This is a genomic window from Aeromonas sp. 601039 (assembly GCF_049174415.1).
Lineage (GTDB): Bacteria > Pseudomonadota > Gammaproteobacteria > Enterobacterales > Aeromonadaceae > Aeromonas > Aeromonas veronii_A.
This window is the reverse complement of record NZ_JAAKTL010000011.1, coordinates 33898-49229: the sequence shown is the minus strand read 5'-3', so window position 1 is coordinate 49229 and position 15332 is coordinate 33898. Positions and strand designations below refer to the sequence as shown.

Genomic DNA, 15332 nt, shown 5'->3' with positions numbered 1-15332 from the left:
GTGAATGGAACCCCTGTTACTGTTGCTCAAGGTGGCCCAAAAAACCATCGCCGTTTGCGGCATCGTTCAATCAATTTGCCATCACCATCGACCCGCCATCAAAAGGGGCGCCGCAGCGCCCCTTCTCTTTATTCTTTGTCGACCATCAGCTTGATTTCCCCGCCTTGGGCTCATCGAGGGTGTGCTTCACCTCTTCATACCATAGGTCGTGGTGCTCCTTGGCCCAGGTCTCGTCCACCTCGCCGGTCACCATCCCCTCCAGCGCCCCTTCCAGCTGGAACAGGCCCATATAGATATGGAAGATAAAGCCGCAGATAAGGATCAAGGCGCCTACGATATGGATAAAACTGGCCCACTCCATCTGGCGGCGCAGCTGGCCGAAGATGGGGAAATCGAGGAACAACCCGGTCGCCACCACAATGCCGCCAAACCAGATCAGCAACCAGAAGATCGCCTTCTCGCCACCGTTGGAGAAGCCAGCCGAGGGGTGGCTTCCCTTGTGCTTGCCGAGCATGCCGCCAAACTTCATGAACCACTTCACATCCACCATGTTGACGATGTTGTGGCGGAACCACTTGATGAGCACCCCCATCAGGCAGAGGAAGAAGAGCGGCCCCACATAGTTGTGGAACACCTTGGCAAACCAGATCCAGTTCTCCCACACCCCGAGGCTCACCACCGGCTTGATGAAGTACTTGCCGTAGATGATGGCCAGCCCCGACCCGGACAGGGTCAGGAACATGGCCGCCGTGGTCCAGTGCAGCGCTCGATCCAGCCTGCTCCAGCGCTTGAGCTTGCGCCCGGTGCGCGGCTTGGAGAGCTTGGTCTGCCCCACTACCAGATACATCAGGCCGCACATGGCAAGCGATCCGAAGATGGCGATGGCACCCAGCGGCGACACCCACTTGGTCTTCACCTCGAACCAGAGCTGGCCCGGCACCGAGATAAGCACCCCGTGCTCCGGCGAGCGGGAGGTGGTCACCCCCTCCTGCCCATCCTTCACCGCCCGCCAGTAATCGGCGCCGGCAAAGCCGACCGTCTCTTTCTCGGCATCGGCGAAACTTGCGGTACTCACCAGCAGCAGGGCAGCAAACAGGGCCATTAGCCAGGTTTTCATGCCGCCCCTCCCTGCTTGTTCAGCTTGCTGGCGTCGTGGAACAGCTCATCGCCGTTACCCCAGGCCGCATCCTTGGCACCGCGATAGGCGACCCGCTCGCGGAAGATGTCGGAGATGACCTGCGCATCCCCTGCCAGCAGTGCCTTGGTGGAGCAGAGCTCGGCACACATCGGCAGCTTGCCCTCGGCGATGCGGTTGGCACCGTACTTCTGGCGCTCCGCCTCGCTGTGATCCTCTTCCGGGCCGCCGGCACAGAAGGTGCACTTGTCCATCTTGCCCCGATCGCCAAAGGCGGCGGTCTTCGGGAACTGGGGCGCCCCGAACGGGCAGGCAAACAGGCAGTAGCCACAACCGATGCATAGATCCTTGTTGTGCAGCACGATGCCGTCGTCGGTGTGATAGAAGCAGTCGGCCGGGCAGACCGCCATGCAGGGGGCGTCGGTGCAGTGCATGCAGGCGACCGAAATGGAGGTCTCCCCCGGCAGGCCGTCGTTGAGGGTCACCACCCGGCGGCGCTGGATGCCCCACTCGAGGGCATCGTCGTTCTCGTTCTTGCACGCCGTCACACAGCCATTGCACTCGATGCAGCGCTTGGTGTCACACATGAATTTCATTCTGGCCATGGGATCAGGCTCCTACTTTGCGAAAACGGCACAGGGTGACCTTGGTCTCCTGCATCTGGGTGACCGGGTCATAGCCATAGGTGGTGACTATGTTGACCGACTCCCCCAGCACATAGGGATCAGACCCTTCCGGATATTTGGATCGCAGATCCTTGCCCTCGAAGTGGCCGCCGAAGTGGAACGGCATAAAGGCGAGCCCCGGTTTGACCCGCGGGGTCACCAGTGCCTTCACCTTGACCCTGCCCCCTTCCGGCCCCTCGACCCACACATCCTGACCGTCACGCACGCCGACGTCGTTGGCGTCCGCCGGGTTCATCTCAACGAACATCTCCTGCTGCAATTCAGCCAGCCAGGGGTTGGAGCGGGTCTCGTCGCCCCCTCCCTCATACTCCACCAGACGACCGGAGGTGAGGATGATGGGGAACTCCTTGCTGACATCCTTCTCCTGCACCGAGGCGTACTGGGTCGGCAGGCGCCACAGGCTCTTCGAATCAGGCCAGGTGGCGTAGTCGGCCAGCAGATCCCGGCGCGGGGTGTAGAGCGGCTCGCGGTGCTTGGGCACCTGATCCGGGAAGGTCCACACCACGCAGCGCGCCTTGGCGTTGCCATACGGCACAAAGCCGTGCTTGATGGCGACCCGCTGGATACCGCCGGAGAGATCGGTCTTCCAGTTCTTGCCCTCGGCCTCTTTTTTCTCGGCCTCGGTCAGCTCATCCCACCAGCCAAGCTGCTTCAGCAGGTCGGCAGTGATCTCGGGATAGCCGTCTTCTACTTCACTTCCCTTCGGCCAGGAGTCTTCGGCGAGCAGCGAGACGCCCTGATACTCGATGCCGAAACGGGCACGGAAACCACCGCCCCCTTCCGAGACCGGAATACTGGTGTCGTAGAGGATGTGGCTGCCGGGGTGCTTCATCTCCGGGGTACCCCAGCAGGGCCACGGCAGACCATACACTTCGCCACTGACCGGGCCGCCTTCGGCCTTGAGGTTGGTCTTGTGGAAGGTGTGCCAGTTCTGCTGGTGCGCCTTGAGCCGCTCCGGGCTCTGGCCGGTGTAGCCCACGCTCCACATGCCGCGGTTGTACTCGCGGGTGATGTCTTCCAGCAGTGGCTGGTTGTTCTCTACCTTGATGTGCTTGAACAGCTGGTCGGCAAAGCCAAGCTTCTTGCTCAGGAGATACATGATCTCGTGGTCGACCTTGGATTCGAACAGGGGTTCTATCACCTTGTCACGCCACTGCATGGAGCGGTTGGTGGCGGTGACGGAACCATAGGTTTCGAACTGGGTGGTGGCCGGCAGCAGGTAGACGCCGTCGGTGCGATCGTTCATGACGGCGGCAACGGTAGGGTACGGGTCGACAATCACCATCATGTCGAGCTTTTGCATCGCCTTCTTCATCTCGGGGCCGCGAGTCTGGGAGTTGACCGCATGGCCCCAGTAGAACATGGCGCGGATGTTGGAGCCCTGCTCGATGAGATCGGCGTTCTCCAGCACCCCGTCCACCCAGCGGGAGACCGGAATGCCGTTATTGTTCATCGGCAACTTGCCGTTGTAGGCCTTGTTGTCGAAACGGGCCTTGATCCACTCGTAATCCACATCCCACACCCGGGCCCAGTGCTTCCAGGAGCCCTCTTCCAGCCCGTAGTAGCCGGGCAGAGAGTCGGAGGTGACGCCAAAATCGGTGGCCCCCTGCACGTTGTCGTGACCGCGGAAGATGTTGGTGCCCGCCCCGCTCTTGCCCACGTTGCCGAGGGCCAGTTCGAGGATGCAGTAAGCGCGGGTGTTGTTGTTGCCTGTGGTGTGCTGGGTACCGCCCATGCACCAGACCACGCAGCCGGGGCGGTTGTCGGCCAACAGCTTGGCAGCGCCATGGACCTGCTGCTCGTTGAGGCCGGTCACCCGCTCCACTTCGGCCGGGGTCCAGCGCGCCACCTCTTTTTGCACCTCGTCCATGCCATAGACGCGAGTGCGGATGAACTCTTTATCTTCCCAACCGTTCTTGAAGATGTGCCAGAGCATGCCCCAGATAAAGGCGACGTCGGTGCCCGGACGCAGGGAGAGGTACATGTCAGCCTTGGCGGCGGTGCGGGTGCGGCGCGGGTCAACCACCAGGATCTTGCAGCCGTTGCGCTCTTTTGCCAGCAGAATGTGCTGCATGGCGACCGGGTGGGCCTCCGCCGGGTTGGAGCCGATAAACATGATCGACTTGCTGTTGTGCATGTCGTTCAGGCTGTTGGTCATGGCGCCATAGCCCCAGGTGTTGGCAACGCCGGCGACCGTGGTGGAGTGGCAGATCCGCGCCTGGTGATCCACGTTGTTGGTGCCCCACAGGGACGCCATCTTGCGAAACAGGTAGGCCTGCTCGTTGGAGTGCTTGGCGGAGCCGAGCCAGTAGACGCTGTCGGGGCCGGACTCCTTGCGCAGGCGCAGCACTTCGTTGCCCACCTCTTCGATGGCCTGATCCCAGCTGATGCGCTGCCACTTGCCGCCCACCAGCTTCATCGGGTACTTGAGGCGACGCTCACCGTGGCCATGCTCGCGCAGGGCCGCCCCCTTGGCGCAGTGACCGCCAAGGTTGAAGGGGTGATCAAAGGCCGGCTCCTGACCGGTCCAGACGCCGTTTTGCACCTCGGCATAGACGCCGCAGCCCACCGAGCAGTGGGAACAGATGGTACGCTTCACCTCGACCGGCACCCCGGCCGCCACGGTTTTGGCCTCGGCCCGCTGCATCATGGCAGGGGCCAGCCAACCGGCGGCCACGGCGCCACCGGCTACCAGACCCGAGTTGACCATAAAGGCGCGGCGGGTCAGCCCCTGACCGCGAATGGCCTCATTGCCCTGCTCGCCCGCCTGGGGCTGCTCGGCACGTTTTGTCAGTTTCATGAGTTCTCCTTCACTGATCCGGCTCAGTCGGTGCCGCGCAGGGTGCGATAAAAGTCGTGAACATGGGGGGTCTCCCGATAGCCCTTGTCAGGCTCGGTGTCGTGGGTCAACACCTCTTTGCCCACCACCCGGCCGGTAGCACCGGCCAGCACACCTATGGTGGCGACCACGCCAACTCCCTTGATCAGATTGCGGCGGGACGGGTCTTTCAGCTGTTCATCGCTCATTCTTGTGACCTCTGTTTTTGTAATGTCCGGCGCCTGCGCGCCAGCTTCGTGTTCAATGGGACATCTCGTCTATTCGTCTTGTTATGGGTGGATAAGGGCGTTCAGCCCGTCACCACACAGGCGCCAAACGGCAGGCGCAATTCGTTTTCCAGCTTGAAGAAATCTTCGGCAAGGGCCCCGACCGCCCGGTAGAAGCTGCCCCCTTTCGCCTGTTGCTGATCGCGGCAACAGGCGAGTACCCAGGGGGCAAGGTGGCGCTCATAGAAGCGGTTGCGCTCCGGGTGTTGCTCGCCAATCAGTACCGCCATCACCTCACAGAGGGCGGCGAGATGATCTTCCGGCTCACACACTCCGCTCTGGCGCTCGAAACCGAGGGACTGCAGATCTGCGCGCAATACCGCCAGCGGCAGCTCCATCAATGAGCCGGTGAGATACCAGGAGGCAAACGGCACAATCTCCCCGCGCCCCAGCCCGATAAAGAGATCCTGATACTCCTCGGCAAGCTCGTTTTCGTGGTGGCTACTCGCCGCCAGCTGCACCAGTCCGAGCCCTCTGGCAAAGGGGCCCGGCATCGGCTGCAACCCTTGCAGCCAGGCGAGCTGTTCGCCACGGGGGGCGGCGCGCCAGAGACTCGCCAGCAGGGCGTAGAGATCGGCGCTGCTCTGTTCCAGTTCGGTCATGGTCAGTTCGCCAGCCTCTTCGTTATGTTGTTCACTCATCACTGGCCCCTCATACCTTGAGCTGGGAGACGGGATCCGCCGCCAGCGCTGCAAACACATCCTTGACCCGACAGTCCTCGCACATCAGCAGCCGCTGAGCGGCCTCGTTCTGGAAGTGGGAGTGACCGGCCAGTTTTTGCTGGATGCGGCGGATCATCGAGGCGGGCGCGAACGGCTTGGAGCAGCGAATGCAGCAGGCAGCCTCTTCGGCTTTCAGGCTCTGCACGGCGCGGCGCGCTTCGGGCACCGGCTGCAGGTGGGGCACCAGTACAATGGCCTGCTCAGGGCACGCCTTTTCGCACATGCCGCACTGGATGCAATCCTGCTCGATAAAGTTGAGACCCGGCGTGTGCCCAACCGCATGCAGGGCGCGGCTCGGGCAGACCGCCACGCAGCCCATGCAGAGGGTGCAGTCTGCGTCTTTCAGCTCCACGCTGCCGTAAGGGGCGCCGTGGGGCACCGCCAGCGGCTCGCGGCTCCCTTCGTTGGCCTGCCAGAGGGCATCGAAGGCGGCAAACAGGTTTTCCCGTTTGTCCCCTTTCAGCGGCTTCACCAGCAGGGCAAGAGCTGGTTCACCGGAGATCGGCTTATCTTGTTCGGCATCCGGGTTAAACAGGGCGATGCGATCGGCAGCAAGCCCAGCGCCCGCCAACAGCACGGCGGCGCTGGCCAGCTCCCGCTCAACCAGCGCACGGACGCTTGCGGGGGCATCGTCACCGAGCGCAATGCGCACTGCGCTGGCGCCATAGGCAAGGGCGGCGAACCAGCTCTCGATGCCTAAACTCGCGCTCTCCTCCACCCAGACCGGCAGCCAGTTGGCGGGCAAGCGGGTGAGCTCGGCTTCAACCCATTCGCGCTCGTTTTCACCGGCGATCAGCAGTCGAGGCACTTCGCCGCCCGCCTCCCGGTAGTGCTTGAGCAATCGGAACAGGTAGTCACCGCTGGTGTTGGCATCGGGCTGGTGATAGGCAATCGCCCCGGTCGGACAGGCAGAGGCGCAGCTGCCAAAGCCCTGACAGAGATGGGGATCGATCTGGATGCGACCATTGATGGGCTTGAGGGCATCGGTCGGACAGACATCGAGGCAGCGGCTGCAACCGGGCACGCCGCGGGCGGTAAAGGCGCAGGCCTCGGGGTCGAGACGAAAATAGCGAGGTTTGTCGAAAATACCGGTCAGCGCGCAGATCTCGACAAGCCGTTCGGCCAGCCCTTGGTCATCGGCAAGATGCAGATAACCGACCGGCGGGCGCTCCAGCGCAAAGAGCGGGGCGCGGCCCAGATCGGCAACCAGATCGAAGCGCGGTTCGCGTGGCGGTTCACTAACAGCAGCCGCTTGTTGTGGAAAGCAGAGCGCAGCCAGGTTAACTCGCTCACCCTGCCCATTGAGGCCGGTGAGCTGGAACTGCCCCAGATACCCTGTCAGGCTCGGTTCGCGCAGGGTCAGGGCCGCGAGGGATGCGGTGACATCGAAAATGGTTTCGAGATCTGTCGCCTCGGCATCATGGACCGCTTCGGTCACCAGCAGGGTGGGCTTCACCCCGGCGGGCAGCAGGCTCGCGGCGCGGCGAATCCGATCTTCCGGGCCGACCAGCAGCAGGCGCCCCTGACTCTGGTATGAGACAGTGGCCGGGATCAGGTTGTCGGTCTTGACCGTATGCTGCAGCGCATAGGCGCGAGCGCGCGCGTTATGCTCGGCCGCCCCCGCCCCATGGGCAAGATTGGAGGCTAGATTTGGGGCCAGATTTGGCAATGTTTGTTCAGTGCTCACATACACTCCTGCGCGCGCCACCTCATGGGATGGGCGCTTGTTGGTAAGCCGAGAGAGCAAGAGGCGAGCCAACTCCCCCGGAAAAAAAGTGACTGACAGGGAGTCAGGATCCTGAGGGTGCCATTCCCTCACCTTTGGTTGGGACATTTTGTCCATCACAGGAAACCAAAATGTCCCGATCGTCGGTGTGGGTTTGAGAATGGTTATCAGCCAGCCCTTGCGGCTCGTCGACGGCAGGTTCGCTGGCAAGCGCCACCGGTTCAGCGGATCCGCTGGCCGGATTGGCCGTCTCGCTCTCCGGGGCGGTCACCTGATTCACCAGCCAGTTGCGCAGCCCGGCGGTCAGGGCCGCAGGCAGCAATTCGGGCTGGCTGAAATCCTGGGTGTAGTCGTCGAGCCCATCCGGCTTGTGGCTGCGAAACATGGCCCGCAGCGCCTCCCTGTCCGGGAGTTTGGCCTTGCCCGGCGGGGCTGTTGTTAGCGGCGGTTCGCCACTCTCGGCCCCCTCAACGGCAAGGGGTTCACTACTCCCCTTGTCAGTGCTGACTACGGGGCTATCCAGCGCGGCATCTGGAGTTTCAGTTTCGCCACTGCCTTCGATGGGGGTGGCAACAGCCTCGGGGCTAACCTCTTCCCGTGGCTGCAATACCTGATGCTTGCGCGCCTCACTCTTGCGAGACGACCAGCGTTTGAGGAACTCACTCATGGGCGCGATTTCCGCTGTCACTGCCACGCTCGCGGCCATCGGGGCCGGTAGCTTTAACGGCGCCACAGCTGGCTTGATCTTGGCTATCAACCCCCAGCTGATCCTGCGCCCGTCCCTTGCCCTTCTTGCCCTTACGGCGGGCCTCCAGCAGCTCGCCGTGGCGACCGATAAAGGCCTCCACCCAGGCTTGCAGCGCCTCGGGCAGCGGGCAGGAGAGCACCTGCCGCTCGCCATCCATATAGGCGGCGGCCACGGTCTGGCTCAGGGTCAGACCATCGGCCACAAAGCCACTGTCCACGCGGCTTCCGGTCACAAAGAGGCGAGGCGAGCCGGAGCTCAGATTGAAGCGATAATCCCCCCGCTCATCGCGAAACAGGGTAAGGGGCAAGGCACCGGCCGCCTCGGGCTCGGCGGGATGAAGCGCCGCAATCTCGAAACGGCGGCTCTGCCAGCGGCCAACCTGGCTGTCGATGGCCTTTAACTCCAGTTGCAGCCAGCGCTGCGGGGGCAAGGTATTGGTGGTGTCTTGCACTGTCACGGCTCCCATCAGAAGGTCTCTGCCGGGCCGCCCTCCCCCGTGATTCACCCCGTTCGGGGCGGATCAGAGCAACAGATTCAGGGCGGCCACGGCCATCAATGGGATAAGACTTAGCAAGAGTGGGGCCAAGGCAGGTTTGGTAGTTGATGGAGGCATTGCTGCGGGTTGGCCTGTCATGCGGAGTATGGGTTGGCGCGGGCGTAGGTTGGTGCAGAGCGAAGCCCAACATGCGGAGTAAAACCAATCAGCCTGTGTATCTGATCGAGGGAATGGCAATAATCGAATAACGCTGAATTATCCGATTATTGCCTTGATAAGGTGTTCGCGGTAAACGTTGGGCTTCACTTCATTCAGCACCAACCTACGATTAAACCTATCACACAAGATATAAATTCGTAATGTAGACATCTCTTTTTCGGTGATTAAACTTAGGTCATAGACAACCTAACTTATATGTTCTGTAACTCTTTGCGCATCTGACTCATTAACTCTTTAGATGTCGATTGTGTTTCTATTGCCAATTCTGATAGTTCACTCTGAAGCTTTATAGCCAAATCATTATTTTTGTTTATGATGATATCTAATAAATTTGACATGAACTCATGTGACTTATCTACTGTAGCTTTTGTCAAAGCTTCTAATCTGGAGAAAGTTGCAAGCATTTCGTCAGAAGCAGTTAATTTAAGCTTGTTGGATTCTGCATATAACATCAATAAATCATCTGAGCCAGAGCGCATAACCTCTGATATTTTTGAATTAAGCCAACATATAACCTCTCGTTCTTTATCTTTGTTTTCAGAGAGAGAAGCATCTAAGTAATCTTTGAAGTATTTATTATATACGGGTTCCATAACCTCTCGCATATTAACTTGGAACTTTCTCCCGAAATCATCCAGGCGAGAGACATACATTTCATATTGATTTACTTTTAACTCAAAGACAGCCCTTCTTCTCTCGATATCTAAAGAAAAGCCATGTTTGATTTCCTCTATGGCTTTTTCATGGCTCTGCTTATTAAAATACATAAACAAACCCCAAAGAACATTAATCAAGCAAAAAACCCAAGTAAAATAATCAGGGTTTTCTTTGATGATGTTATATATCAACTCCATAATACCTCTTTGAACATCATTCAATATCATTAGCGAGCATATACACCCTGACTTTACAACGTATTCTACTAATCTGGAACAAAACTTGCTGTATCCCTCCCCTTAGATCCCGGCAACCGGTCGCGAGGGGCCCATGACACCGACCTTTATCAAAAGCAATGCTGCCGCCCAGCTCACCATGGCCGTCGAGGTGATGGATGAACAGGGCACGATGAACACCCGCCAAATCGCCTGTGAGCGGCCACTGACGGTCTACCTCAACTGGAAGGAGATAGTAACCCTGATGACGCTGGGGGCCCGCCCCGAGGCGCTGGTGCTGGGTTATCTGAAAAATCAGGGCTTTATCGAGGATATCTCGGCCATCGAGTCGGTGATCGTCGACTGGGAGAGCGAGGCCGCCGCCGTGGTGAGCAGCCAGCAGGCCGCCGATCTCGACAAGTCACTGGAGAAGAAGACGGTCACCTCCGGCTGCGGTCAGGGCACCATGTATGGCAGCGTGATGAAGAAGCTCGAAGGGGTGGTTTTGGCGGCGCCCGAGCTTAAACAGAGCACCCTCTACGCCCTGCTGAAAGCCCTGTCGGCCCATAACGAAACCTACAAGATGGCCGGTGCCGTCCATGGCTGCGCCATCTGTCGCGGTAGCGAAATCCTCTCCTTTGTCGAGGATGTGGGACGCCACAATGCGGTGGATACCCTGGCGGGCGAGCTATGGATGCGCGGCGAGAGTGGCCACGACAAGATCTTCTACACCACCGGGCGGCTCACCTCGGAGATGGTGATCAAGGTGGCGCAGATGGGCATTCCGGTGCTGCTGTCGCGCTCCGGTGTCACCCAGATGGGGCTGGATCTCGCCCGCCAGCTCGGCATCACCATGATTGCCCGCGCCAAGGGGCGCCACTTCGAGGTATTCAGCGGCCACGACCATATGGTGCTGGACGAGAAGCCACCGGTGCTGGCGCCCGGTTCGGCCGGTCGCGGGATGCGGGATTAAACCATGAACGAGTTTATGAACGTGAAGCAGGTGGCGGAATACCTCGATCTCAACGAGAAGAAGGTCTACCAGCTCGCCAACGAGGCGCGTATCCCCGCCACCAAGGCGACCGGCAAGTGGCTGTTTCCCCGCTCCCTGCTCGACCGCTGGCTGCTCGGCAGTTGCCACGAGGGGGTGATGAACGACCGGCTGCTGCTGGCAGGCTCGGACGATGTGCTGCTCCACTACGCCAGCAGCCGCTTGGCCCAGCAGCTCGGCACCCAGGCACTGGTGGGCTACACCCCGTGCGGCACCCGTCAGGGGCTGGCGATGCTGGCACGCGGCCATGTGGATCTCTGCGCCATCCACTGGGGGCAGGCCGAGGAGGCGCACCTGCGCCACCCGGCGCTGGTGCAGCAGTATCAGGGCCACCGGCAATGGGTGATCGTTCATGGATTCAGGCGGGTGCAGGGGCTGGTGCTGCGGCAAGGGCTGCAACCCAAGGAGGCGAAAGAGGCGCTCGACTGGCGCTGGGCCATGCGCCAAGAGGGGGCTGGCAGCCAGCGCGCTCTGCAGGAGTGGCTGCAAACGCAAGGCGAGTCGCTGACCCGGCTGGAGCGCCCCCTCGAGGTCAACAGCGAGCGGGAGCTGGCCGCCGCCATCAGCCGTGGCGATGCGGACGTCGGGCCCGGCGCCCAGAGCACCGCCACCGAGTTTGGCCTCGGCTTTATGCCGCTGTCGCAGGAGTGCTTCGATCTGGTGATGCCGCAAGGAGTCTTCTTTCGCACCCTGCTGCAACAGCTGATCGGCTGGCTGCAATCCCCCGAGGGGCGTGAGCTGGCGGCTCGCCTCGGCGGCTATGACCTGAGCCAAAGCGGCAAGCTGGTGTGGAGTCCGCAGTAAATAACCACTCACCCACCGACAAAACAGCCCGCCAACCATGTTGACGGGCTGTTTTTATCACGGGCTTTTTGATAACGAGATCAATCCCCTGTCTCACGCCCCTCGGCATTGAGGGCGATGCGCCACCCTTCCAGTTTCGCGGGCTCGCTGCCGCGGGGCAACAGGGCGTGGCTGCGCAGCCGCACGGTAAAGCAGCTCCCCTGCCCCGGGGTGGAGTCCACCAAGAGCTCCCCACCCCAGCGACTGATGATGCGGTGGCTCAGGGCCAGCCCCAGCCCGGTGCCGGTGGCGCGGGTGGTGAAGAAGGGGTCGAAGATCTTGTCGATAATGGCCGCCTCGATGCCGCTGCCGTTGTCGATCACCCGCACTTCTGCCCCGCGCAGCTGACCCAGTTCATCGAACCAGTCGCGGCTCTCGACCCGGATCTCCCCCTGCTCCCCCAGCGCGTGGCTGGCGTTGACCAAGAGGTTTATCAGAACCTGCAGCAACTGCTGTCGATCTGCCTCAATGGGCTGCTGGGCCTTGAGATCGGCCACCAGCTCCACCTGCTGCTGACGCAGGGCAGAGCGCACTAGGGTCAGGCTCTCCTCGATGATGGGGTTGAGGTGCTGCCACACAGGCGCCGTCTCGTAATCGCCGGGGCGCGAATATTGCAGCAGGCTGCGGGTGATGGCACGAATGCGCTCGATCTGGGCCAGCACCAGCGCCAGCTCCTCGCTGACCGGCTCGGCCGCCGCCCCCAGCTCCAGCTTCATCAGCTCCACATTGCCGAGGATCACCGCCAGCGGGTTGTTGATCTCGTGGGCCACACCGGCCGAAAGCTCGCCAAGGGCCGCCAGCTTCTCGCTGATCAGCAGCTGCTGGCGCGCCTCGGTCAGCATATGGATATGATCTTCCAGCTCGGCGGTCTTCTGCTCGAGGCTTTGGGTGCGCTCGGCCACCTTCTGCTCCAGCTCATCGGCGCTACGGGCCATCTGCTGCTGATGCGCTTCTTGCCTATCCAGCATGGCGTCGAACTGGCGACCGAGCTGGGCCAGCTCGTGGTCGGGATCGAGTGCCAGCGGGCCGATGCGAGCGGACTCCCCGGCCTGCACCTGCCGCACCACCTTGTGCATCCGCTCGATGGGGGAGAAGAGATCCCGCGCGCCGCGATAGACCAGCAGGCCGGAGAGCAGCAACAGCAGCACCACGCCGGAGCCCAGCTCCACCAGATTGGTGAGGTAGGTGCGGATGATGGGCCACTCGAGAAAGCCCACATAGAGCATGCCGAGCCGCTCGCCCCTGGCTCCCAGCAGCGGCTCGTAACCCGAGACATACCAGGCGTCGTGAACGAAGGCACGGTCAACCCACATCTCCCCTCGCCCCAGTACCTGTTCGCGCACTGGCGGCGAGACCCGGGTACCCACCGCCCGACCCACCTGACGGCTACTGCTGACCGGTACGTTGGTGCTCACCCGCAGATCGTCGAGAAACAGGGTGACGGTGCCAACGCTGCCATCCGGCAGGGTATTTTTGGCAAACACCTGCCCCTTGAGCTCATCCACCAGCCGGGTGCTGCCGTTGACAAGCTCGCCCCCCTCCAGCAAGGCCCAAAGGGAGCCGTCGCGGCCCATCACAGGCGTCAATGACAGACTGATCAGCCCCCTGTCCTCCACCACCCTGGTGCCATCCCGCTGCCACAGCACGGCCCGCTTGGCCAGTTGCGGGGAGAGAGCGAGCATCTCCTGCTGCGACCAGACCACAAAGTGGCTGACGCTGCGCCCGGCCGTGAGGGCGGCCCGCTCCTGCGCCGTCAGCTGATCCAGCTCGGGGCCACGGCGCAAGCGCAGAAAATCGAGACCATAGTTGGCCGCCAGCGGCATCACCCAGTCATGCAGCTGATCCGGCGATTCCCGCAGCCGCAGCTGAAAGGCCCAGGCATCGCGCAGATGCTCGAGATGCTCGGTCTGGCGCTGCTGCTGCACCGTGATGGCGTGGTGGGCCACCCCGAGATCGCTGCGCACCGTGGTGAGCAGGTTCTGCCAGCTGTAGGTTAGAGTCCAGTAGAGGGTGAGCGCGATCATGCCCACCAGAGTGAGCATGATGGGTACCGAGGTGAGCAGCAGCAGACGCCAGCGCACTTTGGTGCGGACGCAACGGGGCAACAGGGCGCGCATGCAGCGGGAGAGTAGGGTCAGCTTCATCGCCACCCCATCCAGTCAGCCTTCCTCATTCGATGGCCCACTCCTTGAATTTGCGATCCAGCGTCTTGCGCGCCACCCCGAGCACCCGGGAGGCGGCCGACTTGTTGCCATCATGGCTCGCCACTACTTGCAGGATGTGGGCTTTTTCCACCTCCGCCAGCGGCCACGCCAGCGGATAGCCCTCCTCGCTCGCCCCCTGTTCGGCAAGCTTGCTGCTCTGCCAGTAATCCGCCGGAGGTTTGCCCAGCAGCAGACAGCGCTCGATGAGGTTGCGCAGCTCCCGCACGTTGCCGGGCCAGGGGTAGGCCTGCATCGCCACCACATCCTCGTGGGTCCAGCTCAAGGAGCCCATCCCCATCTCGGCGGTGAGCTGGCGGGTAAAGTGGTGCACCAGCGCGGGGATGTCGTCGATCCGCTCCCGCAGCGGGGCGACCGGCAGCGCCACCACGTTGAGGCGATAGAAGAGATCTTCGCGAAAGCGGCCCGCCTCCACCTCGGCCTTGAGATTGCGGTTGGTGGCGGCGACGATGCGCACATCCACCGCCAATTCGCGCTCGGCCCCCACCGGGCGGATAGCCTTCTGCTCCAGCGCCCGTAGCAATGAGGCCTGCATGGCGAGCGGCATTTCGCCGATCTCGTCGAGAAACAGGGTGCCCTGATGGGCGACCCGGAACAGGCCGTCGCGCCCCTTGCGGGCGCCGGTAAAGGCCCCCTGTACGTGGCCAAACAGCTCGCTTTCCAAAAGCTCCGGTGCGATGGAGGCGCAGTTGAGGGGCACAAAGGCCCCCATCCGGCCAGAGAGTTGATGCAGGGCGCGGGCCACCAGCTCCTTGCCGGTGCCGGACTCCCCCTCCACCAGTACGGCGGCGTTGGAGGGGGCCACTCTGGCGATGAGCGTCTTGAGCTCGCGGGTCTTGGCACTGTCGCCAATCAGGGTGGGCGGGAACAGCTTGCTCACCTCCCGGCGCAGCAGCAGGTTCTCCCGCTCCATCTGGCGGCGCTCGATGACTCTGTCCACCGCCTGCACCATCTGATCGAGGTTGAAGGGCTTGAGGATAAAGTCGCTGGCACCGAGGCGCAGCGCCTTGAGGGCGGTCTCCATATCGCCAAAACCGGTCATGAAGATGATGTCGCTGCGGCGAGTGGCCGGGTCGATGGCCTCGTGCCATTCGATGCCGGAGCGCCCAGGCAGCCGGATGTCGGCAATGATAAGGTCGAAGTGAAGGCGGCAGCGCAGGGCTTCCGCCTCCTCCACGCTGGCGGCAGTCTCAATCTGGGCGAAGCGCTTGGCCAGCGCCTTGGCCAGAAAGCTGCGCATGCCGGGCTCATCGTCAACGATAAGCAGGGAGAGGGCAGACCAGCGGCTGGGAGGGAGTGTCATGGAAAAAAGTACCTCGGATGCACGTACGGTCGGTGAATGTCCCGATAACCGGAACCTTAGTGGGACATTTTGTCCTTACCGTATCAAAAGCACCAACACCAATTATTAAAAGCGATAACAAGCTCACCTAATTGATTCTAATAAGCTTCTGTTTTTAAACGGCAAACCGTGAATACAGCGGCAAAGGAACGGTTTGGCACCCTG

13 protein-coding genes are annotated in these 15332 nt (G+C 61.7%); 2 read left to right on the top strand and 11 right to left on the bottom strand.

Annotated features, from left to right (window positions below):
• Positions 1–145: 145 nt before the first annotated feature.
• From G5195_RS11015 to G5195_RS10975, 9 genes are all read right to left on the bottom strand, one after another.
• On the bottom strand, positions 146–1117 hold the full coding sequence (locus G5195_RS11015) for a formate dehydrogenase subunit gamma (RefSeq protein WP_421236139.1): 972 nt from the start codon (positions 1115–1117) through the stop codon (positions 146–148).
• Positions 1114–1740: a formate dehydrogenase FDH3 subunit beta gene (gene fdh3B / locus G5195_RS11010; protein WP_005334799.1), complete on the bottom strand. Its 627-nt coding sequence runs from the start codon at positions 1738–1740 to the stop codon at positions 1114–1116. Before fdh3B ends, G5195_RS11015 begins: the two co-directional genes overlap by 4 nt.
• Positions 1741–1744: 4 nt before the next feature.
• A complete protein-coding gene (locus tag G5195_RS11005; RefSeq protein ID WP_421236138.1) occupies positions 1745–4621 on the bottom strand; it encodes a formate dehydrogenase subunit alpha in 2877 nt (958 codons plus the stop codon).
• Positions 4622–4644: 23 nt separating this feature from the next.
• Positions 4645–4848, bottom strand: coding sequence for a transcriptional initiation protein Tat (locus G5195_RS11000; protein WP_005303194.1), 204 nt, complete (start codon positions 4846–4848; stop codon positions 4645–4647).
• A 101-nt stretch (positions 4849–4949) separates the two neighbouring features.
• The gene (locus G5195_RS10995) at positions 4950–5567 is read right to left on the bottom strand and encodes a TorD/DmsD family molecular chaperone (RefSeq protein WP_204383791.1); all 618 of its coding nucleotides are present in this window, start codon (positions 5565–5567) and stop codon (positions 4950–4952) included.
• 10 nt (positions 5568–5577) lie between these two features.
• Entirely contained in the window at positions 5578–7335 is a 1758-nt protein-coding gene (locus tag G5195_RS10990; RefSeq protein WP_421236137.1) for a 4Fe-4S binding protein, read from the bottom strand.
• 103 nt (positions 7336–7438) lie between these two features.
• Positions 7439–8041, bottom strand: coding sequence for a DUF3306 domain-containing protein (locus tag G5195_RS10985; protein ID WP_421236136.1), 603 nt, complete (start codon positions 8039–8041; stop codon positions 7439–7441).
• Complete coding sequence (locus G5195_RS10980; RefSeq protein WP_421236135.1) at positions 8034–8588, bottom strand: DUF3305 domain-containing protein; 555 nt, start codon at positions 8586–8588, stop codon at positions 8034–8036. Before G5195_RS10980 ends, G5195_RS10985 begins: the two co-directional genes overlap by 8 nt.
• 440 nt (positions 8589–9028) lie before the next feature.
• Complete coding sequence (locus tag G5195_RS10975) at positions 9029–9691, bottom strand: hypothetical protein (RefSeq protein WP_421236134.1); 663 nt, start codon at positions 9689–9691, stop codon at positions 9029–9031.
• Positions 9692–9824: 133 nt separating this feature from the next.
• Here G5195_RS10975 and G5195_RS10970 point away from each other — a divergent pair, with 133 nt between their 5' ends.
• Positions 9825–10682, top strand: a complete 858-nt coding sequence (locus G5195_RS10970; RefSeq protein ID WP_194495984.1) for a formate dehydrogenase accessory sulfurtransferase FdhD — start codon at positions 9825–9827, stop codon at positions 10680–10682.
• Between the two features lie 15 nt (positions 10683–10697).
• Entirely contained in the window at positions 10698–11564 is an 867-nt protein-coding gene (locus G5195_RS10965; RefSeq protein WP_421236154.1) for a substrate-binding domain-containing protein, read from the top strand.
• Between the two features lie 80 nt (positions 11565–11644).
• Here G5195_RS10965 and G5195_RS10960 read toward each other — a convergent pair whose 3' ends face one another.
• Both G5195_RS10960 and G5195_RS10955 read right to left on the bottom strand, forming a co-directional pair.
• Positions 11645–13747 (bottom strand): sensor histidine kinase, encoded by a 2103-nt coding sequence (locus G5195_RS10960; protein ID WP_421236133.1) that lies wholly within the window; start codon positions 13745–13747, stop codon positions 11645–11647.
• Between the two features lie 25 nt (positions 13748–13772).
• Positions 13773–15128: a sigma-54-dependent transcriptional regulator gene (locus G5195_RS10955; RefSeq protein WP_005353777.1), complete on the bottom strand. Its 1356-nt coding sequence runs from the start codon at positions 15126–15128 to the stop codon at positions 13773–13775.
• Positions 15129–15332: the final 204 nt, after the last annotated feature.